This is a genomic window from Avrilella dinanensis (assembly GCF_002807015.1).
In the GTDB taxonomy this organism is placed as follows: Bacteria; Bacteroidota; Bacteroidia; order Flavobacteriales; family Flavobacteriaceae; genus Flavobacterium; species Flavobacterium dinanensis.
In genome coordinates this window covers 127,725-154,644 of record NZ_NIPO01000001.1, presented here as the reverse complement: position 1 = coordinate 154,644, position 26,920 = coordinate 127,725, and the positions used below count along the sequence as shown (strand labels likewise).

Genomic DNA, 26,920 nt, shown 5'->3' with positions numbered 1-26,920 from the left:
CACTCTAAAATTATGAAATTAAAATTACATATAACAAAAATAGTTTTTTTTATCTCTGTTTCTACTTTGATAATATCTTGTGCCACTTATCAAGAACAAATGGGGCGCGATTTTTCTCATGATATGATTAATAACGACAATCAGGGCAATTTATTGCATGAAGTAGTTGTTGTTGGTGATGCAGGAAATGCGAACGAACCAAAGGGAAAACAACTCTTGCAAACCGTAGAAGGTTATTTGAAAGAACAAAACAATGAAAAAACGTTGCTGTTTATCGGAGATAATATATATCCGTTGGGAATGCCGAAGAAGACAGGCAAACAACGGAAATTAGCAGAAGAAAAAATCGATGCACAAATAGCTTTGGCTCAATATGTAAATGGAGCTACTATTTTTCTTGCAGGTAATCACGATTGGTATCACGGATTGAGCGGATTGATCCGGCAAAAAAAATACATAGAAGCAAAATTGGGTAAAAAATCATTTATGCCCCGCAAATACAGAGCTATTGAAGCTGTTGAAATAAACGATGAAATTACCATTATCACGATTGACAGTGAATGGTTTATTCAGAATTGGGATCGGCATCCGGACATCAACGAAGAAAGTTTCATTAAAACCAGAGAGGATTTTTTTGAAGAATTCAGGAGCTTGATCAACAAAAATCAGAATAAAATTACCTTGGTTGCCATTCATCATCCTATGTTGACCAATGGTTCGCATGGTGGTTATTTTTCGTTTAGAAATCATATCTATCCTTATAAAAATGTCCCACTGCCGGTTTTGGGTTCTATCGGAAATTATTTGAGGAAAACTACAGGCGCAAGTCCTGCCGATATACAACATACCTATTATCGAATGCTTGTGAACAGATTAACAACCATAACAAAAAATCAGGAACAGGTGGTTTTTGTTTCCGGACACGAACACAATCTGCAGTACATTGAAGACGAAGGAATCAAACAATTGATCAGCGGTGCAGGTTCCAAAACAGAAGAAGCGAGAAGTGTACAGCCTACAAGTTATTCACTAGGGAGTTTAGGATTTGCAACCATAAAAATTTACGACAACAATCAGGTCGATGTTGCCATTCACAAAATGTTGGATAACGGAAATGAAATCACTTTTCAAAAAACAATCATTGAACCAGTTATTGCAAACACCGATTTTCCGGCTGTTACAGCCACAGAAACCACAGCTTCTGTTTATCCGAAAGAAGCTACACAAAAATCAGGCTTTTACCGCTTTTTGTTTGGTGATCACTACCGTAGTGTTTTCGGAACAAAAGTTACTGTTCCTGTTGCCGATTTATCCATGCTTCACGGCGGTTTAACACCGATTATTTCGGGTGGAGGAAACCAGTCGTTGTCTTTGCGTTTGAAGGATTCCGATGGCAGACAATACGTAATGCGGGGCTTGCGGAAAAGCTCTAAACAGTTTTTGCAGACGGCTATTTTTAAAGATACGCACATCAAAGACAAGCTTGACGATACTTTTGTATTGGATTTCATCGACGATCATTACACCACGTCGCACCCGTATGTGCCTTTTATTATTGGCAAGTTATCAGACGCGGTTCAATTGTACCACACCAACCCTCAATTGTATTTTGTACCCCGGCAGAATGTGTTGGGAAGGTATAATGAAACTTATGGTAATGAATTGTATATGATTGAAGAACGTCCGCATAAATCTCAAAAAGAGGTCGCTTCTTTCGGGAATGGCGAGGACATCATCAGTACGCAGGATTTATTGGTGAATTTGGAAAAAGATGAAAAATACCGCATTGATAGCGAAATGTATTTGCGAGCACGAATTTTTGATTTCTTAATTGGCGATTGGGACCGGCACGCAGATCAATGGCGATGGACCGAAAAAACGGTGGGCGATGAGGTGGTTTATCAACCCATTCCAAGAGATCGCGATCAAGCATTTGCTAAACTGGACGGAAATTTATTGCGTTTGTTGAATAAACTTCCGGCATTGCGTCATATGCAAAATTATACTGAAGATTTTGCCAACCCTCGTTGGATTAACAAAACGGCTTTTCCCTTAGACAAAGTGTTTCTGCAAAATACCACTTTAGAAGATTGGCAAAACACTGCAAAGCAAGTTGTGGAGTCTATAAACGATGAGGTCATTGCGGAAACATTTGATTTATTGCCGAAAGAAGTTCAGGAGCAATATACCGGAGATATCATCAAAATTTTAAAAGCACGTCGCAGTAAACTGGTTGATTTTGTGGAAGATTATTACAAAGAATTGTTCAAATATGCGGCTGTGGTGGGCACCAATAAAAAAGATACTTTTGTTGTGAAAACCGCTGCGGATAAGGTAGAAATAGAACACATTCGTAATAAAAAAACGGGCGATGTTTCTATGGGGTCTTATACTTACCATCCTGAAACGACTAAAGAAATTTGGATTTACGGTTTGGATGATGACGATCATATTACGGTTTCTGGCGAAAAATCACCCATAAAATTAAAGTTGATTGGCGGTCGAAATAATGATGTTTACGATGTTCAAACGACGACATCGACGACCATTTTCGATTATAAATCAAAAAATAATACGTTTGTCAACACTCAAAATACCAAAACGATTTTGCGGGATCAGTATCAGTTGAATCAGTATGATTACCGAAAAACACCCATTACTGTTTTTTCATTGTTGCCCGATGTGGGTTACAACAAAGACAATGGTGTAATGCTGGGAGTCAACGGAACACTCACCATTAATAAATTCAATCAAAATCCTTATACGCAAAAACATCAGTTTGGTGCAAAGTATGATTTTGCTACTTCCGGATTACTGGCAACTTACAAAGGAAGTTTTAAGGATTATTCGCGTTCCGGTTTTTGGACGGTTGAAGGATTGATGACTTCTTCGAATTTTTCGCAAAACTTTTTCGCAAAAGAAAATTTGGAAACCTATGATCAGGATAAATACAACGATAATTATTATCGTGTACGGACATCACAGTTTGAAATAAAACCATCGTATGAATGGAAAGGCAGAAACGGAAGTTCGTTTTTAGTGGGTGCAACGTATGAATCTACAAAAGTTATAAATACGCACAATCGACTGATTGACGAGCAATTGGTTACAGAACTCAACGATAGCTACAATCGTACCGATTATTGGGGTGCACGTTTGTATTATCATTTTGAAAATTATGATAATACCTATGAGCCTAAGACCGGACTAGCATTCTCTTTTTTATACGGAACACGTTTTTTGACTGACGATTTCGAGCAAAACAATCAATATCTGCATTCCAAATTAAACTTTGTAATTCCATTGACAAGCAATCAAAAATTAACATGGTCGTCATCGTACTTGGTAGAAAAGGTTTTTGGATCTTATCATTTCTATCAGGCAGCGTCTATCGGACAAAACAATGGATTGAGAGGTTATCGGCAACAGCGTTTTATCGGAGACGGTTCATTTGTTAGCAGTCAGGACATTCGCTTTAAAATGCAACAGATTACCAATTCGGTACTACCGCTTTCCTACGGAATTTATGCCGGATACGATGCTGGTAAAATATGGAGTGATTTCGATGCAAATAACAAATGGTACCACAGTTATGGTGGAGGTTTTTGGCTGAACGCATTAGACTCTTTTACAGTATATATTGGTGCATTTAGCAGTAAAGAAGAATCTGTTTTAATCAGTTTTGGGTTAGGGTTTGGGTTTTAATTTAAGTCCAGGACATACACCTTTCCACCGATTTTTCCTTTTTCTTTTTCATCGGCAATCCATAATTCCTGGTTATTTTTAAAAGTGATAGATTCTTTTTGAGAATGGTGTCCGAGTTCTTTTACTTGAATGTTTTCTTGAATAAAAGAAGCATCATTTTTAAAAGGAATTAAAAACACTTTATCGTGAGCAATTAAAGCAATTTGGTTGTTTTCGGTATTTAAAGAAGCACCTGTAATAGCACAACTTTTATATTGTCCGCAACTTTTTAAAGTGGCAATTTTTTCTGCTTTAAAATGTCCTTCCCGGTTCGGGATTTTATATACGTAAAAATCGCCATCAAAACCTTTGGACCTGTTTTTTGTGAATAAATAAAAAGAACTATCTGTGGCGATAAACGCTTCGCAATCATATATCAAATTACTTTTTTTGGGAGGAAAACTTTGTTGGTCTTCGTAATAAAAAGTAGTTGCTTGGGAAACATCAATCGAAGTATTGTTGAGAGTTTCGTGATGAAGTTTTAAAATGCGTAAATCTTTACGTTCATTTTTGTTGTTTCCAAAATCGCCAATGTAAATATTTCCCTGTGTGTCCTGAGATAAATCTTCCCAATCAGTATTTTTCTGATTGTTGATGGTAATGGTCTTTTCAAAAGTTCCTTCAGCCGAATACACATACAATTCCGAAGGATTTCCTTTGTCCTGAAGCATCCATAATTTTTGTGTTGGTTGATGAAAAATCATACCCGAAACTTCGTTGTGGTCTTTATCTAAACTAAATAGCTCTCTAAAATTAGGTTGTTGCGATTCGGAAGAACAAGCACTCAACAATGCTAGCTTGAGAAAAAGGACATAGATTTTCATTTTCATTTATTTTTACGTTTGGTGCTATATGAAATCTCAATAACCACCCGTTGTGCATTTCGGAATTAAAAAGGTTGTCTATTTGATTAAATAGCTGTATATTTGATTGATTGTCAAATATATGGATAATATTATGCAAAACTACGAAATAATTTTAAATGAATTGAGCAAAACGTGTTCTCATATCGAAAAAAACTCAAATTAGCAGAGCTAATCGTTCAAATATATGTTCAACAGATGTAATAAACCTTTTCGGTGTAATCCTGACAAAGTTATGGGGAAAAGATGATTTTTTCATTGGGAGAAGCATGGATGTGTTCATAACAAAACTTCGCAAGAAATTAGCTATGGATGATGCAGTGCAAATCATGAATATTCGTGGAAGGGGGTATAAGATTATACAAAAAGATTAAGGAAGGCTTTAAGCCTTCCTACTCAAATTTTGATTATACATATACTTTTGTATTAAAAATTATCTTGCGATATTTACAGCTCTGGTTTCACGGATAACGGTAACTTTTACCTGTCCCGGATAAGTCATTTCTGTTTGGATTTTATGCGAAATCTCAAATGATAGACTGGACGCCATCTCATCAGAAATTTTATCACAATCAACGATAACTCTCAGTTCTCTACCGGCCTGGATAGCGTAGGCATTTTTCACACCATTGAATCCGTAAGCGATTTTTTCTAAATCATTCAAACGTTGGATATAAGAATCAAGAACTTGTCTTCTTGCTCCCGGACGAGCTCCCGAAATCGCATCGCAAACCTGAATAACAGGCGATATCAATGAAGTCATCTCAATTTCGTCGTGGTGGGCACCGATAGCATTACATACTTCCGGTTTTTCACCATATTTCTCAGCCCATTGCATACCCAACAATGCGTGAGGAAGCTCGCTTTCGCTTTCCGGTACTTTTCCGATATCGTGCAGCAATCCGGCACGTTTAGCTAACTTTACGTTAAGTCCCAGTTCGGCCGCCATAATTCCACATAGCGAAGCAACTTCTTTAGAGTGTTGCAAAAGATTTTGTCCGTAAGAAGAACGATATTTCATTCGTCCGACTACTTTAATCAATTCAGGGTGCAAACCGTGAATACCTAAGTCAATTACAGTTCTTTTACCTATGTCAATAATTTCTTCTTCGATTTGTTTCTGCGTTTTAGCCACCACTTCTTCGATACGTGCCGGGTGAATACGCCCGTCGGTAACCAATCGGTGTAAAGATAATCTGGCGATTTCTCTGCGGACAGGGTCAAAACAGGAAAGAATGATAGCTTCTGGTGTATCGTCCACGATGATTTCCACGCCGGTTGCGGCTTCCAAAGCACGGATATTCCGTCCTTCACGCCCGATAATGCGTCCTTTTACATCGTCCGATTCGATATTGAATACCGATACACAGTTTTCGATAGCTTCTTCTGTTCCGACTCTTTGTATGGTGTTGATAATGATTTTTTTAGCTTCTTTTTGAGCAGTTAGTTTAGCCTCCTCAATAGTGTCCTGAATCACAGACATGGCAGAAGTTCTCGCCTCTTCTTTCAGGCTTTCTATCAGCTGGTTTTTAGCTTCTTCGGCTGATAATCCGGCAATATTTTCTAACTTTTCAACTTGCTCTCGGTGTGATTTTTCAACTTCCTGCTGTCTTTTTTCCAGGATTTCTAATTTGTTTTGGTAATCTTCAGCCAGTTGCTCGCTTTGCTCATTAGCCTTTTTGGTTCTCGATAACTCTTGTGATAGCTGAGATTCTTTGTCTTTAACCCGTTTTTCTGCTTCGCTGATTTTTTTGTTTTTTGAAAGGATTACCTTCTCGTGTTCAGCTTTTAGTTCAATAAATTTCTCTTTGGCTTGAAGGATTTTTTCCTTTTTGATAGCTTCCGCTTCGCTTTGAGCCTCTTTTATAATTGTTTTGACCTCTCCTTTTGCGTTTTTCAGGATAGATGATGCGTTGTTTTTTTCCAGATATTTGGCAATCGCAAATCCGATTCCTGTACCAACGATGATACTTGCAATAATAAATATAATTGTTCCAGTGTCCATAAATTAATTAATGTTTAATATAAATAAAAAGCCCACATTAGTTTGGTTGTATAAACTCTGTAAAAACAGGTTTTGAGTTATCTTGCTGCTCAAGGATCCATACGAAATGGCGTGCTTTTACAACAAAGTTTCACTCATTTTAATTGATTTGTGTTGAGTTTATCAAACGATATCTAATGTGAGCAGTAACCTTCCGAATCAGGATATAGAGTCCTGATTTTATTTATTTTCTTGAAAAAAACGTTCTAAATTTTCATTCAATCGTTCCAGCCGTTCTATGTTTCCCTCTACTTCCTGATTCTCTGCAATCTGCGTATGGATTGATTGGGTGGCAAATTGAAGAGCACACATCGCCAAAACATCTTGTTTGTCTCTGACGGCATAGTTTTCTTCATATTGCTTAATCATTGTATCGATTCTCTTAGCAGCATCTCTCAGGCTTTCTTCCTGAGTTTCGCTGGTAACAGTAAGCGGATATACTCTATCTGCAATCGAAATTTTTATTCTTAATTTTTCTTCCATAGCCTCTTGTTAATCAGAAAGCTGAGCGATACAATGGTCAATTTCTCTAACGAGTGAATTTATTTTTAGTTTCGTTTCTCTTTTGTATTCGTCACTACCCAACAAAGCGTTTGAGGCTTTTAAGCTTTCAATCTGACGGTTCAGCTCATTTTGCTTTTCCGCTAACACATTGGTTGCTTTTTTTTCGGCTTCGAGCATTTCGCTCAACGCTTCTTTTTCGCCTTTCAGTTGCTTTATATCGTGCAAAAGTCGTTCAAATTTCACTTCCAGTTCAGCCGTTATGTCTGTCAATTTACTCATTATTCTGCGGACTTATTGCTAACACAAATTTAAAACAAAAATCCTGAATATGAAATAAAAAATGTTTTAAAATTAGGAAAACGCCATTTCCGAAAAAAATGAGTATATTTCTGCTTCCAAATAAATTGTTATAAAAATGAAAAAATTAGTGTGTTTTTTGACTGCGTTATTACCATTTTATTTTGTCTATTCACAAACCGATTTTTCTTCTCATTTTTCGGATAAATTATTTCTGAATGGTACTTTTGGCGAACTGCGTTACAACCATTTTCATGCCGGTCTGGATATTTCCACCAATCGAAAAACGGGACAACCTATTTATGCCCCTGCTGACGGAACAGTTAACCGGATTAAAGTGAGTCCGTTTGGTTACGGAAAGGCTTTGTATATTAAGCATAATGACGGTTACACAACGGTTTACGGACATTTGGAAAATTATGCCGGAGCAATCGAAAAATATGTAAAAACCCATCAGTACGATAAAGAATCTTATGAAATTGAACTTTTTCCGTTATTAAACGAATTGCCGGTCAAAAAAGGCGATTTGATTGCTTATTCCGGAAATACCGGAGGTTCAGGTGGGCCGCATCTGCATTTTGAAGTACGTGATACATCTACCGAAGATATTTTGAATCCGTTGGATTTTGGTTTGGATTCATTGGTTGATGATTCGCAAAACCCGAAACTCAACGGTGTGCGGGTCTATCCGATAGGCGACGAAGCGGTAGTAAATGGCATAGCCCAACCTTTTGAACTGACAATCAAACGGACTGCTGACGGAAGTTATCTCGCTCAGCCTGTTTATGCCAACGGAAAAGTTGGTTTTGCGATAGATTCTTACGATACTGCCGAAAACAGCTATGCCAAATATGGGTTGTACAGCCTGGAGCAAAAAGTGAATGGAAAAACTAACTTTCTGATGGTTTTCGACCGTTTTGCGTTTAACGAATCACATTTTATCAATCAGTTTATTGATTATACGTTTTATAACGAAACCTCGAGAAAATATCAGAAGACTTTCTTTCAGGGTGATTTTAATTTACAACTACTGAAAAAACATACTAATCAAGGAATTATCGAACCGGAACCGGGCAGAACCTACAATGTGAATATCGCTATGAAAGATTATTCCGGTAATACGACCGAGTTAAATATTCCGCTGATTTATAAAGAACAAAAAGAAGTTTTAGCTGAAAATAAAGGTAAATATATCGACTATCTTCGTGATTATATTCTGGAAGAAAATAACGTCACAATAAGCTGGGACGCCAATACCTTTTATGATGATGCTTATCTCGATTTGCATTTTGAAAAGGACAAAGTAAAACTACATCGGGATAATATTCCGTTACAAAAAAACATAACTATTCGTTTTGATATGTCGGATAATTCTGAAATTAACAAAGAAAAAGCTTTTATCGGTCGCGTGGATAACGGCAAAGTTAAATTTTATAAAACATGGAAATCCAACAAAAATGTGTTTCAAATCAGAACCAAAAATTTAGGCACATACGAAATTGTAGAAGATTTGATTCCTCCAACGATTGAATGGGTGTCTGAAAATAAAGAATTTGAAAAAAAAGGAAAGCTTGTAGTGAAAATAGATGATGATTTGTCTGGTATTGACACTTATGAAGGGTTTATCAACGACAAATGGGCATTGTTCGAGTACGATTACAAAACCAAAGAGTTGATTCATCATTTGGCAGCCGGCGTTGCACATGAGGGAACGAATAATCTTCTGATAAAAGTTGCCGATAATGTTGGAAATAATACTATTTTTGAAACAGAATTTTTTGTCAAATAAAAACACGATAGTTTGAAAAAAATATTTTTAATCCTCGTATATACGTTTATCTGCCAAACTGCCATGGCTCAAACCGCAAGAGTTAAAGGATTGGTGCTCAATGAAGAAGACCGGGTTCTGTCGGAGGTTTTGGTTAGAGCTAATCAAAACAGTACCGTTACCAATGAGAATGGTTTTTATTTGCTGAATGTACCGGCAGAACAGGAAATTACGCTGGAATTCAGTCATTCATTTTACCAGAAAATTGAAATTAAGCTGAATTTAAAAAGAAATGAAGACTATGAGCTCAATATCCGAATGGGAGAGATTTCTGAGCAGCTGGAAGAATTAGTTATTGACAACAGCAATAACAACGCAGCAGACGGAAAAACCATTATCAATCCTGATGTTATCCGTAGAATTCCGGGAGCCAATGAAGGTGTGGAAAATCTTTTGAAAACCTTGCCGGGAGTTAATTCCAATAATGAGTTATCGACAGGATACAATGTTCGTGGCGGAAATTTTGACGAAAATCTGGTGTATGTTAATGAAATTGAAGTGTATCGTCCGTTTTTGATTCGTTCGGGGCAGCAGGAAGGATTGAGTTTTACCAACACTTCGATGATTAGTAATGTGAATTTTTATGCTGGTGGTTTTCAGGCAAAATATGGAGACAAAATGTCTTCTGTATTGGACGTAACTTACCGCACGCCCAAACAATTTGCTCTGGCGGCAGAAGCTAGTTTTTTGGGAGGTAGTCTTACCGCAGATTTGGTCTCTAAAAACAGAAAATGGTCAGCTATTACCGGAATCAGATATAGAAATAATGCCTTGTTGGTGAAAACACAAGAGGTTGACGTAGATTACAACCCGCAGTTTCTTGATTTTCAAACCATGATTAATTATCACGCATCTGCCAAATGGGAGTGGAGTTTTCTCGGAAATATTTCCAGAAATGTGTATGATTACAACCCGAATTATGCCCAAGTGAACATCGGTACTATCGACAAGCCTCTGGCTGTTTTGATTAATTATGACGGGCAGGAGCAGGATACTTACCAAACGTTTTTTGGTGCGATAAAATCGACTTACAAAGCGAGTGATAAAAATACTTATAAGTTGATTGCGTCAACCTATCACACCAAAGAGCAGGAATATTACGACATTATGGGAAGATACAGCATCGGTGAGATAGATACCGACCCGAATTCGAGTACTTATCAGCAGGTTTTGTATCCGACAGGATTGGCAACGCAACTGAATCACGGGCGTAATGATTACGATGCGTTGATTGCCAATCTGAATATCAAAGGACAACACGATATTAACGGTCACGAAATCGAATGGGGCGTAAAATATACCGCAGAAGATATTCGGGACAGACTGGTAGAGTGGGAAATGGTCGATTCAGCCGGATTTTCTATTCGTCCACCTTTTGAACAAATTATAAATAATCAGCCTTACGACCCGTTTGTTGGCGAAATTGCTCCGTATCAAAGCGTGCGTGCGACCAATTTTGTAAAAATTAACCGTTTGAGCGGATTCGCTCAATGGAGTTACCGTACTGCGTTGGGCAACCATGAGTTGTGGCTGAATGCCGGAGCCAGAGTGCATCACTGGCAGGTCGATGTGCAGAATGGCGGAACTTCTTCGCAAACTGTAGTTAGTCCAAGGGCACAAATCGCCCTAAAACCCGATTGGGAAAACACCGATATGTTGTTCCGTTTGTCGGGTGGAATTTACTATCAACCTCCTGGGTATCGAGAGTTGAGACGATTTGACGGAAGTATTAACGAATCGGTAAAGGCACAGCAATCGGCACAAATCGTATTGAGCAACGATTATAGTTTTACCGTTGGCGAAACACCGTTTAAATTGGTTAGCGAGATATATTACAAAAACCTTACAGACGTGAATACCTACACATTGGAAAATGTCCGTATCAGATATATGGCAGATAATCTGGCAACAGCCTATGTGTACGGGGCTGATTTTCGGTTGAATGCTGAGGTGGTTCCCGATACCGAATCATGGATTTCATTCGGTTACCTAAAATCGGAAGAAAACTATGACGGCAGAGGAAATATTGCCCGACCGACCGACCAGCGATTGAAATTCGGGTTGATGTTCCAGGATTATATGCCGGCAATTCCGAATCTGAAAATGTATTTGAATTTAGTTTACAATACCGGTTTACCTGGTGGCTCGCCGTCCTATGCCGACCCTTATCTGTATCAGCATAGGTTGAATGATTACCGCAGAGCCGATGTCGGATTTTCCTATGTTTTCAAAGATGACAAATTTGGTACAGACAAAGCGTGGTTGGACAATTTTAAAGAGCTGACACTTGGTTTTGAAATATTTAATTTGTTTAATAACACCAATGCGATTACCAACACATGGGTAAGAGATGTATATTCCAAATCAATGTATGGCATTCCGAACCGTATGACGATGCGTATGTTTAACCTAAAAGTATCAGCAAGGTTATAAACGCCTTGTTTGTTATGCTGACGAAGGAAGCATCTATAAATAGATTGCTACGGAATGACAGAATTGCATGTAATGTTTTGTGGTAAAGCAGTACAGAAAAATATGTGTTAATTTGCGTAATCCGTGGCAAAAAATAAATTTTAAACAGATTCTTCGTATATTTGAGAACCTGTTTAATTTGTATTGTAAAAATGTTTATAGGTTATTTTTGAGATAGAACAAGGCAAATTTTCAAAGGATAGCAGGGCTATCGTTTTAAAATTTAATGCGGTTATGACCAAAAAGAAGCATAAACAAATTATTAGATAAATTTTAAACAGGCTCTGAATAGACATAAATTTGATTTTTATGAATGTAAGTAAAGTTTTAGCGGTTTTATGTTTGATGCTGGCGTTTACGTCGTGCAATAAAGAAGAAGAGAAACCCAAAGTAAGCTACGAGAACCAGCCGGAAGAAGAAGCGATTTATCAAAAGATAGATTCCACCGATGTAAAAATTGCCGATTTACCCGTTCATTTGCCGGGAACAGATTTTTTATTGCACCCCGTTGGCGATGTGCGTGTGTATTCGAGCAACAGCACGAGATACGGCAGTTCGAAATCCGGGAAATCTTATAGTTTTGCAGTGTCTAATTACAGCTACCCGGAAATCACGGGTTATATGTCCAATTTGTTGATACAACACAAAGATTCTGCAAATTTGCATTTGCTGTCAGGCAATCGAATGCTGATAAAATCGATTGTTTATCTGGATAAATTGACGGAAAAAACAAATAAAAAAATATTGGTATATCAGGTGGTGGACAGAGACACCAACAGAGACGGAAACTATGATTCCAACGATATTCTCGCCTTGTATATTTCGACTATTGACGGTAAAAACTTTACCAAACTGACCGACGAATACCAGGAATTAATTGATTTTAATGTTATCGAAACCCAGAAAAGGCTTTATTTCAGGTCGGTGGAAGACAAAAACAAAAACGGAGCTTTTGACAATAACGACAAACTGAATTATTACTATGTCGATTTGCTCAGCGAAGATTGGAAGAAAACACCTTATCAACCAGTAGATTAACGTTTTTGTTAAAAATAGTTTGCCGAACCAAAAAAGCTCTTTATCTTTGTAAAAGAATTAAGTAAACAACAAAGTTCTTAATAATTCTTACCAAAAAATAAAACAGATGTAGAAAGGCATATTTCTTTGCCGGACTACAATAATGATAGTTGTGTTGTTAAGGTATGCAAATGCCTTACAGGTTTAGTAGTTAAACCAATGAAAAGCTTTCCTTTGGGGGGCTTTTTTGATTTTATACTTTTTAGCGGTATCTTTACTTAGCTCAAATTAACAATTCACATAGCATGAAAAATATTTTATTTATTGTTTTTGCTCTTTTCGCAAGTTTGCAGTTAATGGCACAAGACCCGAATATTACGCAAAAAGCGGAACCTAAGGAAGGAGTAGATAAGTTTAGAGAGGAATTTAGTAATAAATTAGATACATCTTCAGTACCGCCAGGTGTTGTAGAAATATCATTTAAGTTAAAATTTGTAGTAGAAAAAGACGGTTCTTTGACACAGATAGAAGCGTCAAACAACGAGTACGGTATAGGTGATGAAGCAATCCGTTTATTGAAAACAATGCCTAAATGGAAACCAGCCAAAATGGGTGAGAAGGTAGTGCGGTCGAGGCTTACATTTCCTATTCATATTATGTTGTCTGATGATGTAGAAGGTTATTCTGCAAATTTGACCGACAGTGAGTTGAAGGAATATATGCAGTTGTTACAAAGTAAACTTATTGAAACGCCTGTTTTTGAAGTGAATTGCTACCAATGTGAACTTTTAGGGAAAAGAAAAAATAATTTTATGATTTCTGGTCAGGATAATTATGCAAAATATGCGATAGTTTTTCTGGATGAAAATGAGCAGGTAAATAAAGAAATGAAAGAAACGATTATCAGTGAAGGAGCAACTGATCCAAACATAACATCTTATGAAACTACAATTTTAGGAAAAAAAGCATTAGGATTTATGTCTTTTGAAAACAACGATAAAGGCGTATTACAAGAACGTGCAGAGTATATAAATATCGATGGTTATTTTATAATAATATTTGTTAATACCTCAGATGAAAACGTAAGTGATGTACTGATCAAACATCTAAAGTCATCATTGAAGCTTAAAAATAACTAAAACCAAATCTCAGAATTTGTCCACACCACATGAATAAAAATCCCCAATAAAACCATACAAAACACAAATTTGACAAAAGTTGATGCCAAAAATCCAATAAATGACCCCGTTGCTGCTTTCCACGCCCGCTTGGAATCACTACTGTCGTAAATCAGCTCGCCAATCAATGCACCCACAAACGGTCCGATGATAAAACCCAGCGGAATCGGAGCGAAAATTCCGACAACCAACCCGATATTGGTTCCCCAAATGCCATATTTACTGCCGCCAAAGCGTTTTGTTCCTTGTGCCGGAATCACATAATCGAGAATAACAATAATCAGCGTAAGCACAAATGTAATGCCCAGAATCCAATAGTTAAAATCAATGCCAGCGGTGGTGTACAAAATCAACAGACCAATCCAGCTGAGAGGCGGTCCGGGCAATCCCGGCAGAAGACTTCCGGCAATTCCTGCCAGAATGAATAATAAACTTATAATCAGGATAAAATATTCCATTTTTATTTTTCGTATTTTTGACGAATAAATATAAGTAATTTTATGAAGCAAATTTTACTTTTAGTTTTTTTATCGCTGTTTTTGACAGGTTGCAAAGACCATTCAAAGACTATTCCGGACGAACAGGAACTGCTTCGTAAAGAATTGCATACCATTAACTGGAACGAAGTGGACGTTTATCCAACATACGAAAACTGTGATACCATCATAGATACACAGAAAAATCTGGCATGCTTTTTTTATATTTTTAATGAAGATATCAGCAGTTTGCTGAAACAGGATTCGCTTTTGCAAACCCGGAAATTTCATTCAGTGGACAGTCTGCCAATTGAAGTAACGGTTTATCCGAATGCCGCTGTCGAATTGAAACTATACAGAGAAAACAGCAAATTTGAACCGGAAACAGTCGGAACAATCGATAGTCTCTTGTTTATCAAATCGGCACAGTTGCAGCCGGTGCAGCCTGCTATCAAAAGAGATGTTCCGGTAAAAACAAAATTTTTAGTCAAAGTCGGCATTCATTAAATAATATGACTACACCTACAGAAAAAATCATTTTGGGTATCGACCCCGGGACAACAATTATGGGTTTTGGACTCATTAAAGTGGTCAAAAAAGAAATGGAATTTATCCAGCTCAACGAATTGAATTTGTCTAAGCTGGGCGACCATTACGTGAAACTCAAGAAGATTTTTGAACGGACGATTGAACTTATTGATACCCACCACCCTGACGAAATCGCAATTGAAGCCCCTTTTTTTGGTAAAAATGTACAATCTATGTTGAAGTTGGGTAGGGCACAGGGCGTGGCGATGGCGGCAGGATTATCTCGTCAGATTCCGATTACGGAATATGAACCCAAGAAAATAAAAATGGCGATTACCGGCAACGGGAATGCCAGCAAGGAACAGGTTGCCAAAATGTTGCAACAACTTCTCAATTTGAAAGAATTACCCAAAAACCTCGATTCTACCGACGGATTAGCGGCAGCGGTGTGTCATTTTTTTAATCAGGGAAAACCCGGCAAAGAGAAAAATTATTCAGGTTGGGCAGCTTTTGTAAATCAAAATCCAAAACGAGTGAAGTAATGGCAGGAATTTATATCCACATTCCGTTTTGCCGGCAGGCGTGCCATTATTGTGATTTTCATTTTTCCACGTCGTTCAAGTACAAAGATGATATGATTGATGCTTTGGTAAAGGAATTCGAGTTGAGAAAATCAGAGCTGGGCAGTGAAAACATCGAAACTGTTTATTTCGGCGGTGGAACACCAAGCGTTTTATCGGTAGAAGAAATCAATAAAATATTAGATGCCGTCGGGCGGAATTTTACGATGATTGCTAATCCGGAAATTACTCTCGAAGCTAACCCGGACGATTTGTCTAAAGAAAAAATAAAAGAACTATCGCAAACACCGATTAACCGACTAAGCATCGGTGTACAATCATTTTTTGATGACGATTTACAGATGATGAATCGTTCGCACAATGCACAAAATGCGTATGAAAGTGTGGCGGAAGCCCGGAATTTTTTCGATAATATTACCCTCGATTTGATTTACGGTATTCCGAATATGTCGATAGATAAATGGGAAGCCAACATCAGCAAGGCATTAGAGCTGAAAGTTCCGCATATTTCGAGTTATGCTTTGACGGTAGAACCGAAAACTGCTTTGCAACATTTGATTCAACAAGGCAAAATCTCGTCGCCGGACGATGGTTTGGCTCATGAACATTTTTTGCATTTGGTAAAAACTTTAGAAGCCAATGGCTTTGTACATTATGAATTGTCTAATTTTGGTTTACCTGACTATTTTTCGCGGAATAATTCTGCTTATTGGCAAGGGGAAAAATACTTGGGCATAGGACCTTCTGCACACAGTTTTGACGGAACATCGCGTTCGTGGAATGTAGCGAATAATGTTCGTTATATCCAACAAACCCAGGAAGGAGTTTTGCCGTCCGAAAAAGAATATTTGAGTTTACCCGACCGATACAACGAATATGTAATGACTGGATTAAGAACAATTTGGGGCGTTTCATTGAAAAAAATCCAAACCGATTTCGGGCAGGAATATGAAATTTATCTGCTCAAAAATGCTCAGAAATATATCCAATCCAATCAATTAATTATAGCAAACGGCTGCCTGAAAACCACTTTACAAGCTAAGTTTTTTACTGACGGTATTGCCAGTGATTTGTTTTGGTTAGCATAAATTTTTAGGTAAAATGTCTTTATATTTGACTAAACAAAAAAATGAAAATATGCCGGTAATCAGAGAAGTAAACGGAAAGTTCCCACAAATACCTGACGATTGTTTTGTGGCGGAAAATGCCACTATTGTCGGAGAAGTTGAAATGGGCGAGGAGTGCAGCGTATGGTTTAATGCGGTTATTCGCGGCGATGTACATTACATCAAAATTGGCAATCGGGTAAACATCCAGGACGGGGCGGTTATTCATTGCACTTACCAAAAGCACCCTACCGTTATTGGTAACAATGTGTCTGTCGGGCACAATGCGATTGTGCACGGTTGTACGATTGAAGATAACGTACTTATCGGAATGGGAGCGATTGTTATGGACAATTGTGTAGTGAAAAGCAATGTAATCATTGGTGCCGGAGCGGTGGTTACGCAAAACAGCGTATTGGAATCATATGCGATTTATGCCGGAATACCTGCCAAAAAAGTAAAAGATTTGGACGCATCAGATTTTTCAGGAGAAATAGAGCGGATTAGTCAAAATTATGTGCTGTATTCGAGTTGGTTTAAGTAGTTAAAAATCCAGAAACGAAACATTTTTTGCCTGTTCGGGTAATAGATTCCGAAGCAGGCTTGTATCTTTGTTGGTATAAAAAAGTTGCTGATGAACAGAAGTTGTATTCATCATTTTGTTTTCTTCCAGAACAGTTTTTATCCGTTTGGCGATAGCTTCTCCAGAATCAATGATTTGAACATGTTGAGGTACGATTTTCTTAATTTGATTTTTAAGTAAAGGATAGTGCGTGCAACCCAATACCAGATAATCGATATTCTGAGCAATCATAGGAGTAAGGTAGCTTTGAAGAAGCCCGGTCATCTCAGGGCTGTGTATTTGCCCTGATTCAATTAAACTGACCAAGCCATTGCCTTCTTGTTCAATAATTGTCGTGTTTTTGTATGTTTTGACTACCTGATGAAATGATTGACTGTCAAGCGTGCCTTGTGTGGCAAGAACGCCGATAACGCCGGATTTTGATTGCAGAGCAGCAGGTTTAACTGCCGGTTCTACACCGATAAACGGAATGTTATAATTGGCACGGAGATAAGCAATCGCATTGGTGGTTGCGGTATTACAAGCAACTACAATCATTTTGACCGGATAATTTCTAATCAGAAATTCGGTGTTTTTGACAGAAAGTTCGATAATTTCCTGCTGAGACTTTATGCCATAAGGTGCATTTTTACTATCTGCCAGATATACGGTGGATTCATTTGGCAAAAGCCGATGGACTTCCTGCCAAACAGTTGTGCCTCCTACACCGGAGTCAAAAAAAACAATAAAATGATTGTTTCGCATAATGTTTTGGGGCTTTGCATTTGGGTGGGCTTGAATTGAGCAGAAGTTATTGTTGATTTATAAGTTGTTTACTTGGGTCAATAATCATTTGTGAAGGTTGTTCAATTGGTTCAATATTTAATCTGAACAATTCAGGTTCTTCTTGGTCCATATCATAAATTAAAACAAATCTCAAGCTATCACATTTTAGGAAATATTCATAAATATATGCGGTACTGTTTTTTCCATTGTTATTCATTGTAAAGAAGTCAACAAACTTCCCTTCTTTATTTTCCCAGTCGCAGTTCGTTTTAATATCTTCAAATAGTTGTTCTGTTTGGTCTTTTGGAAAATATTTTTCAGGAAATCTATTTAATATTTCTGAACTAGTCAGATTTTCCATTATGTAGTCAGATTCCTTTTGTGCCTTATTATGTTTCTCCATTTTTCCTTTTATATTACAGGAGGTAAAAAGGAGTGTCAAGCCGATGATTGCTAAAATATTTTTTTTCATACTATTTCGTTATAATTGGTACTAATATAACACAAAAATAAAAAAAACTGCTCTGTACTGAGAGCAGTTTAAAAGAATATTTTTTTATGATTAGTTGATACCTAATTCTTTTTTCACGTCAGCCATTAAGTCCGGACCGTCAGCCATAAGAATACCGCTTCCCATTGTAGAATCCAAAACGAATTTATACCCTTTGGCTCTGGCAACCTTTTGAATAGCTGTAGTAGCTTTTTCCAATACAGGTTTTAGGAGTTCTTCTTGTTTTTTACCCAATTCACTGTCTGCATTAAGTTCTAATTGTTGTACTCTGTTTTGTAAATCCTGTAATTCCTGCATACGGGTTTGATTAACAGCGTCGCCGGCAGTTTGTTCTTCCTGCTGAAATTTAGTTGCTTTGGTTTGGAATTCTTCTACCATTTGTTGGTAATCCTTAGCAAAACTTTCTCTCATTTTAAGAAGTTGGTCATTAGCAGTTTTGTATTCAGGCATCTGAGCTACTAACTCTTGTGCATTGATGTGTGCTATTTCTTGTGCTTGCGATACAAAAGATACAGAAAGTGCTAAAAATGCGGTAAATAATAATTTTCTAAACGTTTTCATTTTCTTTGATTTATTGATATAATTAAGTTTCAAAATTAATTCTTTTTTTCGTTACAAAAAATTTAATTCTTGTTAAGGTTTTCTTTAGCCTCCTCAATGGCTTTCAGGCGTTCTTCTTTGTCTTTTTCTCGTTTTTCCTGTGCTTCTTTTCTCTTTTCGAGTATTTCGTTGATTTTGTCCTGAGCACTATTTTCTTTACTATCGTTGTTGCTAGTTTGTTGTGCGGCGTTTATTTTTTTCTTCTGTTCTTCTTGTCGTTGCTGACGCTTTTTTTGTGCTTCTTCCCGGGCTTTGTTTTTTTTGTCAATCAGTTCTTGCCGTCTTTTTTGGGCTTCTTCTTTTCTTTTTTGGATTGCTTCTTTGCGTTTTCTGATTTGTTCTTCTCTTTTTTGTTGGGCTTCTCTTTTTCTCTTTTCGGCTTCTTGTTGCCGTTTAGAAATAGGGTCGTCAGCTACTTTTTTAGTATCTTCGCCTTCTTTTTGATTAAACAATTCCTGCATGCGTTCTTCCTGCAAATCCCTTTTGCTGCGTTGTCGCAGATAGGCATCTTCTGCTTCGTCCTGTGCTTCGAGTTGGGCGATTTCTTTTTTGGTTAAACGTTCTTTTCTTAGCGAGCGTTCAATTTCTCTAACAATCCGGTCACTGATGTCCACACCTTTTTTGGTATAAAGCAATCCGTTGGTATCATCACTTTTGTCCAACACCATATCGAATTTTCTTTTCTGGGCATAATCGTTGATAATAGCATATATTTTTTCCTGTATCGGTTTTGCCAGATTTATCTTTTGGATAAAATAATCGCCGTCCAGTCCAAAATGCTGATGCTGATAATCAAGTAATTCTTTTTCGAGCAAAGCGATTTCCTCCTCTTTTTCCTCAATAATCTGGGAAGTAAGCAAAGGTCTTTCTAAAGCCAGTTGGTCTTTTTGTTTCTTAATTTCGTTTTTCCTCTTTTGGATTTCAATATCCCATTCTTTGGCTCTTTTTCTCAGTTCCCGGTTTTGCTCCTGGTATTCAGGTACTTTTTTAAGAATATATTCCAAGTCCACTACAGCAATTTTCTCTTTTTGCTGAGCATATATATTTCCTGCCAACAGGATTGATATGAATAAAAAAATACCTTTCATGCTTTTGTTATCTGTCAAATAGTGTGCCATTAATGTTTTACAGCTCTCTACCCAAAATGAAGTGCGTCTGCCAGCCGCCTATCTGGTTTGTTCCCGGTGTTTTGTCGAAACCATAACCGAAGTCGATTCCTAACAGACCGAGCATTGGCATACTTACTCTGACACCTGCTCCCACAGAACGCTGTACCTTAAACGGATTGTAATTTTTGAAATCCGTATAAGCTGCACCTGCATCAGCAAAAGCCAAAACATAAGCCTTCATCTGAGATTCTAAACTGATAGGATAACGTAATTCAAGTGAGAATTTATTGTACACAGTACCACCTAATCTTCCGTCTGGGGTCAAAGCACTTTCGTCATAACCTCTCAAGGCCACGATATCCCGCCCGTCGAGTGAGTAGTTAATCATACCGCTTCCGCCGAGATAATATCTCTCAAAAGGGATTACCCCTCTGTCTTGATTATAAGCACCTAAGAAACCAAATTGTGCAGTCGTTTTCAATACTAATTTATCAAAAATAATCGTGTTGTACCAATCGGCTCTGAAATTAACTTTATAATATTCTAACCAATTGAATCTTTTTTTATCCAGTTTTGCCTGGTCCACCGCTGCATTTCTGTAATCACTAACCGGAAGTCCGTTTTCGTCAAGATAGCTTCCGATAGGAATGTCTGCACCGGTTACCGGATTGGTTTGTATTTCGGTTGTTTTGATTTTGTATTCTTCCTGATTAGGCAAATCGGCATAATTGATACCGTTAAATAACGAGTACGGCGGACTGAATTTGGCTCCAAGACTGATGCGTGCCCCGGTTGACGGATAAATAAACGGGTCAATACCACCCACGTTGTCTCTGGTTAAATCTATACCATAAGTAAGATTTCTTGCTGTTCCGTTATTAAATGATATAGAGCCGATTCCGTAATTGTCCAAATCATAATGCTGATAGCTCAATGTGTGGGACAATACAAATTTATCGTCCGGAACTGAAAGTCTTTTTGCTATACCTAAACTCACACTCATAATTCCTAATCCCTGGCTGCGGTCAACTCTTCTGGAGCGGTAATCATAGAAATTCTGACGGCTGTATGACACGCTTCCGAAAAGCTGAGTTGGTTTTTTTCTACCAAACCAAGGCTCCTGAAAACTCAAACTATATACCTGAAAATAGGAACTTGCTTGCAAACGCAATGACATTTTTTGAGCATCTCCCATTGGTAAAGGTTTGTAAGCATCTTTATTAAAAATATTTCTCAAAGAGAAGTTATTCAAAGACACAGCAAGTGTACCGATAAAAGTGTTTCCGCCATATCCGCCTTGTACTTCAATCTGGCTTTGCCCGCTTTCGAGTACATTCCAGTTAACATCTACTGTACCGTTGCTCATGTCCTGATTGATTACGTCGGGTTGTATTGCCTGAGCGTCGAAAATACCCATTGCACCTAACCGTCTCATACTTTCGATGATTTCTCCACGATTCCACAATTGACCAGGACGCGTAGTTACTTCACGCAAAATAACATAGTCGTGCGTTTTGTCATTACCGGATACTGTGATGTTGTTATATTTTGCCTGAGGACCTTCAAAGATTCTGAAATCAATATTGATGGTGTCGTTATCGATGCGTTCTACCGGTGTGATTCTTGACCAAAGGTAGCCGTCATTTTGATAAACACTCGTTAGGTTAAAACCTTCGCTGTACATCGGGTCGTCGATTCGTTTTTCGAGCAATACGCCATTATATGTATCACCTTTTTTGATACCAAAAACTCTGCGAAGATATTGTTCTGTATAGGCTGCATTACCAATAAATCGAATATCGCCAAAATAATATTTTTTACCTTCTTCAATAGCGATGTCAATTTTCATCGTATTTGATTTCGGCTGATACACGAAAGTATCTTTAAGGATACGGGCATCACGGTATCCTTCTTGCTTATATTTGGTAATGATGTTGGCTAAATCTTCCTCGTATCGGTCTTCGATGAATTTGGACGGTGTGAAAATACGAACCGGGTTAAGCGGACTTTTCTGCTTGGTCTTCTTCATGCTTTTACGCAGTTTTCTGTCAGATAATTGTTCGTTTCCGGTAAAGTTAATTGCTGAAATCCGAACTTTTTTACCTTTGTCAAAGCGAATCGTCAAGTCGCGTTTTCCCTCGTCGGCCGTTTCTGTGATGTCAATATCAACTTTGGTTTGATAAAAACCGTTTTCCTGGTATTTATGTTTGATATGATTTTCTATATTTTTGAGTAAGTTATTGGTAATTGTTTTACCCTGGCGGCGTTCCTCGTCCAGTTTCATCTCTTTGAGTAACTCCTTGGTTTTGTTTTTACCCAGTCCTTCCAATGTTACGTTATTGATTTTCGGCAACTCTTTCAGGCGAAGTTCAAGGTTAATTACATCGCCTTCCACAGATTGTTCGAAAAAATCTATTTCGCTGAACGTACCGATATTCCATAATTTATGGATAGCATTGGAAAGTTGCTCTCCCGGAATGCTGATTTCCTGTCCTTTAACTAATCCCGTGATAGCTTGAATCGTCATTTCGTTGTATTTGACGTTACCGCTGACCGTGATTTTCCCGAGCTTATATTTTTTGATATTATCCGCAATTTCTTTCGGAATACCGTTAGATTCTTCTATAACTGCAAGCGTGTCCTGAGGCTGAGTGATTACCTGTGCGTGTGTCGCTGTCGTAAGTGTTGCAAAAATGAGTAGTAGTTGCGAAAATGATATACGGAACATAGTTTGTTTTTAATTAATACCTCTCGTTGTTTATTTTAATTGTTCACTGGTTTTACCGAAACGTCTTTCTCTGTTTTGGTAGCTTTCCAGGGCTTCCATCAGATGCTCTGCCGAAAAATCAGGCCACAGAACATCGGTAAAATAAAGTTCTGCATAGGCAATTTGCCACAGCAGAAAATTACTGATTCTTTGCTCGCCGCTGGTTCGTATAACTAAATCTACGTCAGGCAAATTGCGGGTGTAAAGATGATTATTAATTACCGATTCGTCAATATCTTCAACTGAAATTATATTATTTTTAACTTTGTCAGCAATAAGTTTTGTCGCTCTTGTGATTTCCTCTCTACTACCATAGTTAAGTGCCAGAGTGAGGGTCATTCGCTGATTTTCTTTGGTCGATTCAACTACTTCAATCAGGTTTTTAGCCACAGATTTGGGTAAAGATTCGGTATCGCCGATGGTATTGAGTCTGATGTCGTTTTTAGTTAAAGTATTTAACTCTTTTTTCAAAGCTTTGCTCAATAATTTCATTAAAGTATCTACTTCCAGCTTCGGTCTGTTCCAGTTTTCGGTGGAAAATGCAAACAAAGTCAGGTTTTTTATACCTAATCTCGCACAGGTTTCTACCGTTTGTCTTACGGCTTTAGCACCGTTTTCGTGCCCGATTGTACGCAGCAGTCCTTGTTTTTTAGCCCAACGACCGTTGCCGTCCATAATGATGGCTAAATGTTTGGGCAATGCTTCAGGGTTGATATTATTGTTTTGATTCATAATTTTCTACTGGGGTTCACAATAGCAAGGATTGCTTCCGAAGGTGTAAGTGATGCTCAATCCGCTGAAAAAATACCAGTCATTGGTGTTTTGGTTACCAAATCTGTATGCAGAATAATTGTTGGAAATCGGATTGCTTCCGTCCAGATTATCTGTGAAAGTATAGCGAAAACCAACTTCGGCACTGATGACGAATTGTTTGTTTATCAATGCTTTTGCACCAAATGACAAAGGAATGGCAAGATTGGTTTTATCTTCTGTTTTAACAGAATTGCCGAAACCGTTAATATATTTTTCTTCATACTGGAAACCGGTAATTCCGGTGTACAGATATGGGGTAAATGTAAACCAGTCGTTGTGCAGGTCAAATTCCAGAAAATTAAATTCCAGTCCCACAGACAATTCGTGTATAGTATTGTCAAAATTCAGTCCTCGTGCTTGTCGCAACGCACTATCAGCTTTGGTGTCGTCGCCTGAAATTTTCAGAAAGTTATAATTCACTCTCCATGCGTGTCTTGGGCTTCTGTTCCAGCGGTAAATGATTCCGTAACCCATATCTTGCGGGTCGATAAAGTTGGTTTTACCCACATCGCCCACATAGTTTGTTCCGCCTACGGTAACCCCGATTTCGTGGATTTGTGCTGATGAATAACCGGCAGTTAAAACCGCTAATGTTAAAATAATATGTCTGATATAAATTCTCATGAACTTGCAAATATAATAATGTTATCTACAAAATGTATGCTCTTTTTGTCAAAATATGCAATTCAGAATCTGTTTAAGCTTTCTTGGTTGCTCCCGAAAGCTTGGTTTTCCAGAACTTTATTGCTACATAAATAAACGTAAAATCAATCTGTTTATTGTTAATTCCTTTTATCTTCGCCCCAAAGCAGTTTTTTTCTCAGTGTTTTGAGGAAGCTCACATTCGGGAATTCTACCATATTAACGGTGTATGGTGCCAGTGAAATCTCAATCATCGTATCGTTGTTTAATGCCTGAGTTTCAGAATCCAGCGAAATCAAAAACTGTGGTTCTCGCCCGTCTATTTTCATTTTTATTTTACTTCGGTCGTTGATAATTAACGGTCGGGTAGTGAGATTGTGCGGTGCGATTGGTGTGATAACCAAACAATTGGAGTCTGGTGTGATGATTGGGCCGCCGCAACTCAGCGAATACCCTGTTGAACCAGTTGGTGTGGAAATAATAATTCCGTCCGACCAATAAGTTGCCAGAAATTCGTCGTTAATATAGGTTTCGATAGAAATCATCGAAGTGGTGTTTTTTCTGGAAATCGTAATCTCATTCAGGGCAAAATTGATTTCAAAAGGCGAAATTTTTTCGTCCGGCGAATCCAGCTGCAGCAATGTTCTTCGGGATAATGTATATTGATTTTTGAACAGCAACGGAATCACCTCGTCGATTTCGTTTTGCTGCACATTTGCGAGAAAACCTAATCTGCCGGCGTTAATCCCGACTACTGGTGTGTTTTTGCTTTTGATAAAATTTGCTGCACGCAACATCGTTCCGTCGCCACCGATACTCACAAAAAAACTGAGGTCTTCCGGTAAATCATTATGTCCGGTAAATGTTTCGTAAGATTTCGTAATAACATTTTCCTTAATAAGCATATCGAAATAATTTTTTTCAAAAATCACTTCCCCGTTGCGTTGCTCGATGGCAAACAGCAAATTGCTGATAATCTCTTTGTTAGATGCTTTATATTTTTGTGCGTACAGAGCAAATTTCATAGCTTAAATATTTAGGTATTTATCCAGATATTCCGACCGGTCTTTAAGTTCATTCAGGAATTTATCTTCCCGGTGTTCCGAAATCACGTCATAATTATATCTTCGGAAAGTTTGAATAATTTCATTAATCTGAAAACCAACTATTTTTAGTGTAATCCGGATATTGTTTCCTGAGATTTGCGTAGCAATAATTCCCAGAATTTTACCGCCGTTGGATTCCACAATTTGTGAAATCTGGCTGAAACTGTAATCATAGATGTCTTTTTCGATGACCAGCATAGAGCCTTCTTCCCGAACAAAAGGCATTTCGGTAAGTTGTTCCAACACATCATTGCGAGTGGTGTAACCGAGGTATCGCTGGTTCTGGTCAATGATTGCGCTGATGTCTGATTCATTTTTCAGCATCATTTCGATAGCTTCCAGCAAAGTGAAATTTTCATCGAGATGAAAAGGACTGAGAATATCCAGATGATTTTCAATCAAATCATCATCGGCAAGACAATGAATATCTTCCGCCGAAAAATTTCCGACAAAATACTGGTTATTTATTACAGGTAAATAACTCCATTTGTACTTGCGAATCATAGCTTTAGCCGAGCGTAAAGATGTTTTTAAGCCTGGCATTTCGATGTCGTTTTTGATATCAGATAGTGTCTTTTGCATCAGATTGTTTACAATTACTTATGCAAAATAACCAAAATAATACCAAAAACACTCTACATGTTTGTATTTTTGTACGATAAATTATTTGTTATGACGAAATTATCCGTAAATATCAACAAAATTGCGACCCTGAGAAACGCTCGTGGCGGCGATTATCCGAATGTGGTGCAGGTAGCCAAAGATGCGCAACGTTTTGGTGCCGAAGGGATAACTATCCACCCCAGACCCGACGAACGACACATTCGTTATCAGGACGCCCGTGACTTAAAAGAAGTTGTTTATACCGAATTTAATATCGAAGGTAATCCAATTCCGTCATTTATTGATTTGGTATTGGATTGTAAGCCTGCTCAGGTAACTTTGGTTCCTGATGCGGTAGATGCGATTACTTCTAATGCTGGCTGGGACACGATTACACACCGTTCCTTTTTAAAGGAAGTAATTGACGAATTCAAACGAAATGGCATACGCACGTCCATTTTTGTTGACCCAGACAAGAAAATGATTGAAGGGGCTTTGGCAACCGGCACCGACAGAATTGAATTATACACCGAAGAATTTGCTCGACAGTTTGGTTTGGGAAATAAAGAGGCAGTTCAGCCTTATGCTGCGTGTGCTACGTTGGCAGGCGAGTTGGGCTTAGGTGTAAATGCCGGACACGATTTAAGTTTGGATAACATTGAATATTTCAAGCAAAATATTCCGAATTTGCTGGAAGTTTCGATTGGTCACGCGTTAATCGGCGAATCGATTTATTTAGGCTTAGAGAATGTAATTAATATGTATAAAAGAAAACTGAGCTGA

At 37.9% G+C, this 26,920-nt stretch carries 24 protein-coding genes, 1 other RNA gene and 1 pseudogene; 11 read left to right on the top strand and 15 right to left on the bottom strand.

The window, feature by feature from the left end; genetic code table 11:
* Window positions 1-12: 12 nt before the first annotated feature.
* On the top strand, window positions 13-3,705 hold the full coding sequence (locus CDL10_RS00745; RefSeq protein ID WP_100676754.1) for a metallophosphoesterase: 3,693 nt from the start codon (window positions 13-15) through the stop codon (window positions 3,703-3,705).
* Here CDL10_RS00745 and CDL10_RS00740 read toward each other — a convergent pair.
* Window positions 3,702-4,568 carry a hypothetical protein gene (locus tag CDL10_RS00740; RefSeq protein ID WP_133119432.1) on the bottom strand — a complete coding sequence of 289 codons (867 nt, stop codon included), beginning with the start codon at window positions 4,566-4,568 and terminating at the stop codon, window positions 3,702-3,704. The genes CDL10_RS00745 and CDL10_RS00740 overlap by 4 nt on opposite strands.
* A 260-nt stretch (window positions 4,569-4,828) precedes the next feature.
* Between CDL10_RS00740 and CDL10_RS00735 the strand changes: the two are divergent.
* Window positions 4,829-4,981 (top strand): annotated as a pseudogene (locus CDL10_RS00735) (winged helix-turn-helix domain-containing protein); the annotation flags it as partial.
* A gap of 59 nt (window positions 4,982-5,040) precedes the next feature.
* Here CDL10_RS00735 and rny read toward each other — a convergent pair.
* The 4 genes from rny to CDL10_RS00715 all read right to left on the bottom strand — a co-directional run bounded on the left by rny (window position 5,041) and on the right by CDL10_RS00715 (window position 7,434).
* Window positions 5,041-6,612: a ribonuclease Y gene (rny, locus tag CDL10_RS00730; RefSeq protein ID WP_100676751.1), complete on the bottom strand. Its 1,572-nt coding sequence runs from the start codon at window positions 6,610-6,612 to the stop codon at window positions 5,041-5,043.
* 52 nt (window positions 6,613-6,664) lie between these two features.
* Window positions 6,665-6,771: non-coding RNA, 6S RNA (gene ssrS, locus CDL10_RS00725), on the bottom strand.
* Between the two features lie 60 nt (window positions 6,772-6,831).
* A complete protein-coding gene (locus tag CDL10_RS00720; RefSeq protein ID WP_100676750.1) occupies window positions 6,832-7,134 on the bottom strand; it encodes a cell division protein ZapA in 303 nt (100 codons plus the stop codon).
* 9 nt (window positions 7,135-7,143) lie between these two features.
* Window positions 7,144-7,434 (bottom strand): hypothetical protein, encoded by a 291-nt coding sequence (locus CDL10_RS00715; protein ID WP_100676749.1) that lies wholly within the window; start codon window positions 7,432-7,434, stop codon window positions 7,144-7,146.
* 136 nt (window positions 7,435-7,570) lie between these two features.
* Between CDL10_RS00715 and CDL10_RS00710 the strand changes: the two genes are divergently transcribed.
* The 4 genes from CDL10_RS00710 to CDL10_RS00695 all read left to right on the top strand — a co-directional run bounded on the left by CDL10_RS00710 (window position 7,571) and on the right by CDL10_RS00695 (window position 13,908).
* Window positions 7,571-9,241, top strand: coding sequence for a M23 family metallopeptidase (locus CDL10_RS00710; protein ID WP_100676748.1), 1,671 nt, complete (start codon window positions 7,571-7,573; stop codon window positions 9,239-9,241).
* A 12-nt stretch (window positions 9,242-9,253) separates the two neighbouring features.
* The gene (locus CDL10_RS00705) at window positions 9,254-11,713 is read left to right on the top strand and encodes a TonB-dependent receptor (RefSeq protein WP_317045720.1); all 2,460 of its coding nucleotides are present in this window, start codon (window positions 9,254-9,256) and stop codon (window positions 11,711-11,713) included.
* Between the two features lie 348 nt (window positions 11,714-12,061).
* Window positions 12,062-12,790 (top strand): hypothetical protein, encoded by a 729-nt coding sequence (locus tag CDL10_RS00700; protein ID WP_100676746.1) that lies wholly within the window; start codon window positions 12,062-12,064, stop codon window positions 12,788-12,790.
* A gap of 284 nt (window positions 12,791-13,074) precedes the next feature.
* Window positions 13,075-13,908, top strand: a complete 834-nt coding sequence (locus tag CDL10_RS00695; RefSeq protein WP_100676745.1) for an energy transducer TonB — start codon at window positions 13,075-13,077, stop codon at window positions 13,906-13,908.
* Here the strand turns inward: CDL10_RS00695 and CDL10_RS00690 are convergent.
* The gene (locus tag CDL10_RS00690; protein ID WP_100676744.1) at window positions 13,905-14,405 is read right to left on the bottom strand and encodes a DUF456 domain-containing protein; all 501 of its coding nucleotides are present in this window, start codon (window positions 14,403-14,405) and stop codon (window positions 13,905-13,907) included. The genes CDL10_RS00695 and CDL10_RS00690 overlap by 4 nt on opposite strands.
* A gap of 42 nt (window positions 14,406-14,447) precedes the next feature.
* On the opposite strand from CDL10_RS00690, the gene CDL10_RS00685 reads away from it, so the two are divergent.
* Genes CDL10_RS00685 through CDL10_RS00670 form a run of 4 tightly spaced genes read left to right on the top strand, consistent with a single transcriptional unit; the run spans window position 14,448 to window position 17,182 of the window.
* Complete coding sequence (locus CDL10_RS00685) at window positions 14,448-14,930, top strand: hypothetical protein (protein ID WP_100676743.1); 483 nt, start codon at window positions 14,448-14,450, stop codon at window positions 14,928-14,930.
* A 5-nt stretch (window positions 14,931-14,935) separates the two neighbouring features.
* Window positions 14,936-15,493: a crossover junction endodeoxyribonuclease RuvC gene (gene ruvC, locus CDL10_RS00680; RefSeq protein WP_100676742.1), complete on the top strand. Its 558-nt coding sequence runs from the start codon at window positions 14,936-14,938 to the stop codon at window positions 15,491-15,493.
* Window positions 15,493-16,620 (top strand): radical SAM family heme chaperone HemW, encoded by a 1,128-nt coding sequence (gene hemW / locus CDL10_RS00675; RefSeq protein ID WP_100676741.1) that lies wholly within the window; start codon window positions 15,493-15,495, stop codon window positions 16,618-16,620. The genes ruvC and hemW overlap by 1 nt, the downstream gene beginning before the upstream one ends.
* A gap of 49 nt (window positions 16,621-16,669) precedes the next feature.
* On the top strand, window positions 16,670-17,182 hold the full coding sequence (locus tag CDL10_RS00670; protein WP_100678589.1) for a gamma carbonic anhydrase family protein: 513 nt from the start codon (window positions 16,670-16,672) through the stop codon (window positions 17,180-17,182).
* Here the strand turns inward: CDL10_RS00670 and murI are convergent, their stop codons facing one another.
* The 9 genes from murI to CDL10_RS00625 all read right to left on the bottom strand — a co-directional run bounded on the left by murI (window position 17,183) and on the right by CDL10_RS00625 (window position 26,116).
* Entirely contained in the window at window positions 17,183-17,965 is a 783-nt protein-coding gene (gene murI, locus CDL10_RS00665) for a glutamate racemase (protein ID WP_100676740.1), read from the bottom strand.
* 46 nt (window positions 17,966-18,011) lie between these two features.
* Window positions 18,012-18,458 carry a hypothetical protein gene (locus CDL10_RS00660; RefSeq protein WP_100676739.1) on the bottom strand — a complete coding sequence of 149 codons (447 nt, stop codon included), beginning with the start codon at window positions 18,456-18,458 and terminating at the stop codon, window positions 18,012-18,014.
* 90 nt (window positions 18,459-18,548) lie between these two features.
* Window positions 18,549-19,058, bottom strand: coding sequence for an OmpH family outer membrane protein (locus CDL10_RS00655; RefSeq protein WP_100676738.1), 510 nt, complete (start codon window positions 19,056-19,058; stop codon window positions 18,549-18,551).
* 62 nt (window positions 19,059-19,120) lie between these two features.
* Window positions 19,121-20,185, bottom strand: a complete 1,065-nt coding sequence (locus CDL10_RS00650) for an OmpH family outer membrane protein (protein ID WP_165772964.1) — start codon at window positions 20,183-20,185, stop codon at window positions 19,121-19,123.
* Window positions 20,186-20,222: 37 nt separating this feature from the next.
* Window positions 20,223-22,934, bottom strand: coding sequence for a BamA/OMP85 family outer membrane protein (locus CDL10_RS00645; RefSeq protein WP_100676736.1), 2,712 nt, complete (start codon window positions 22,932-22,934; stop codon window positions 20,223-20,225).
* Window positions 22,935-22,964: 30 nt separating this feature from the next.
* Window positions 22,965-23,705 (bottom strand): isoprenyl transferase, encoded by a 741-nt coding sequence (locus CDL10_RS00640; protein ID WP_100676735.1) that lies wholly within the window; start codon window positions 23,703-23,705, stop codon window positions 22,965-22,967.
* A gap of 6 nt (window positions 23,706-23,711) precedes the next feature.
* Window positions 23,712-24,410, bottom strand: a complete 699-nt coding sequence (gene porG / locus CDL10_RS00635) for a type IX secretion system protein PorG (protein WP_100676734.1) — start codon at window positions 24,408-24,410, stop codon at window positions 23,712-23,714.
* A gap of 158 nt (window positions 24,411-24,568) precedes the next feature.
* Complete coding sequence (locus CDL10_RS00630; protein ID WP_100676733.1) at window positions 24,569-25,453, bottom strand: NAD kinase; 885 nt, start codon at window positions 25,451-25,453, stop codon at window positions 24,569-24,571.
* Between the two features lie 3 nt (window positions 25,454-25,456).
* Complete coding sequence (locus tag CDL10_RS00625) at window positions 25,457-26,116, bottom strand: CBS domain-containing protein (protein WP_100676732.1); 660 nt, start codon at window positions 26,114-26,116, stop codon at window positions 25,457-25,459.
* 90 nt (window positions 26,117-26,206) lie between these two features.
* On the opposite strand from CDL10_RS00625, the gene CDL10_RS00620 reads away from it, so the two are divergent.
* Window positions 26,207-26,920, top strand: coding sequence for a pyridoxine 5'-phosphate synthase (locus CDL10_RS00620; RefSeq protein WP_100676731.1), 714 nt, complete (start codon window positions 26,207-26,209; stop codon window positions 26,918-26,920).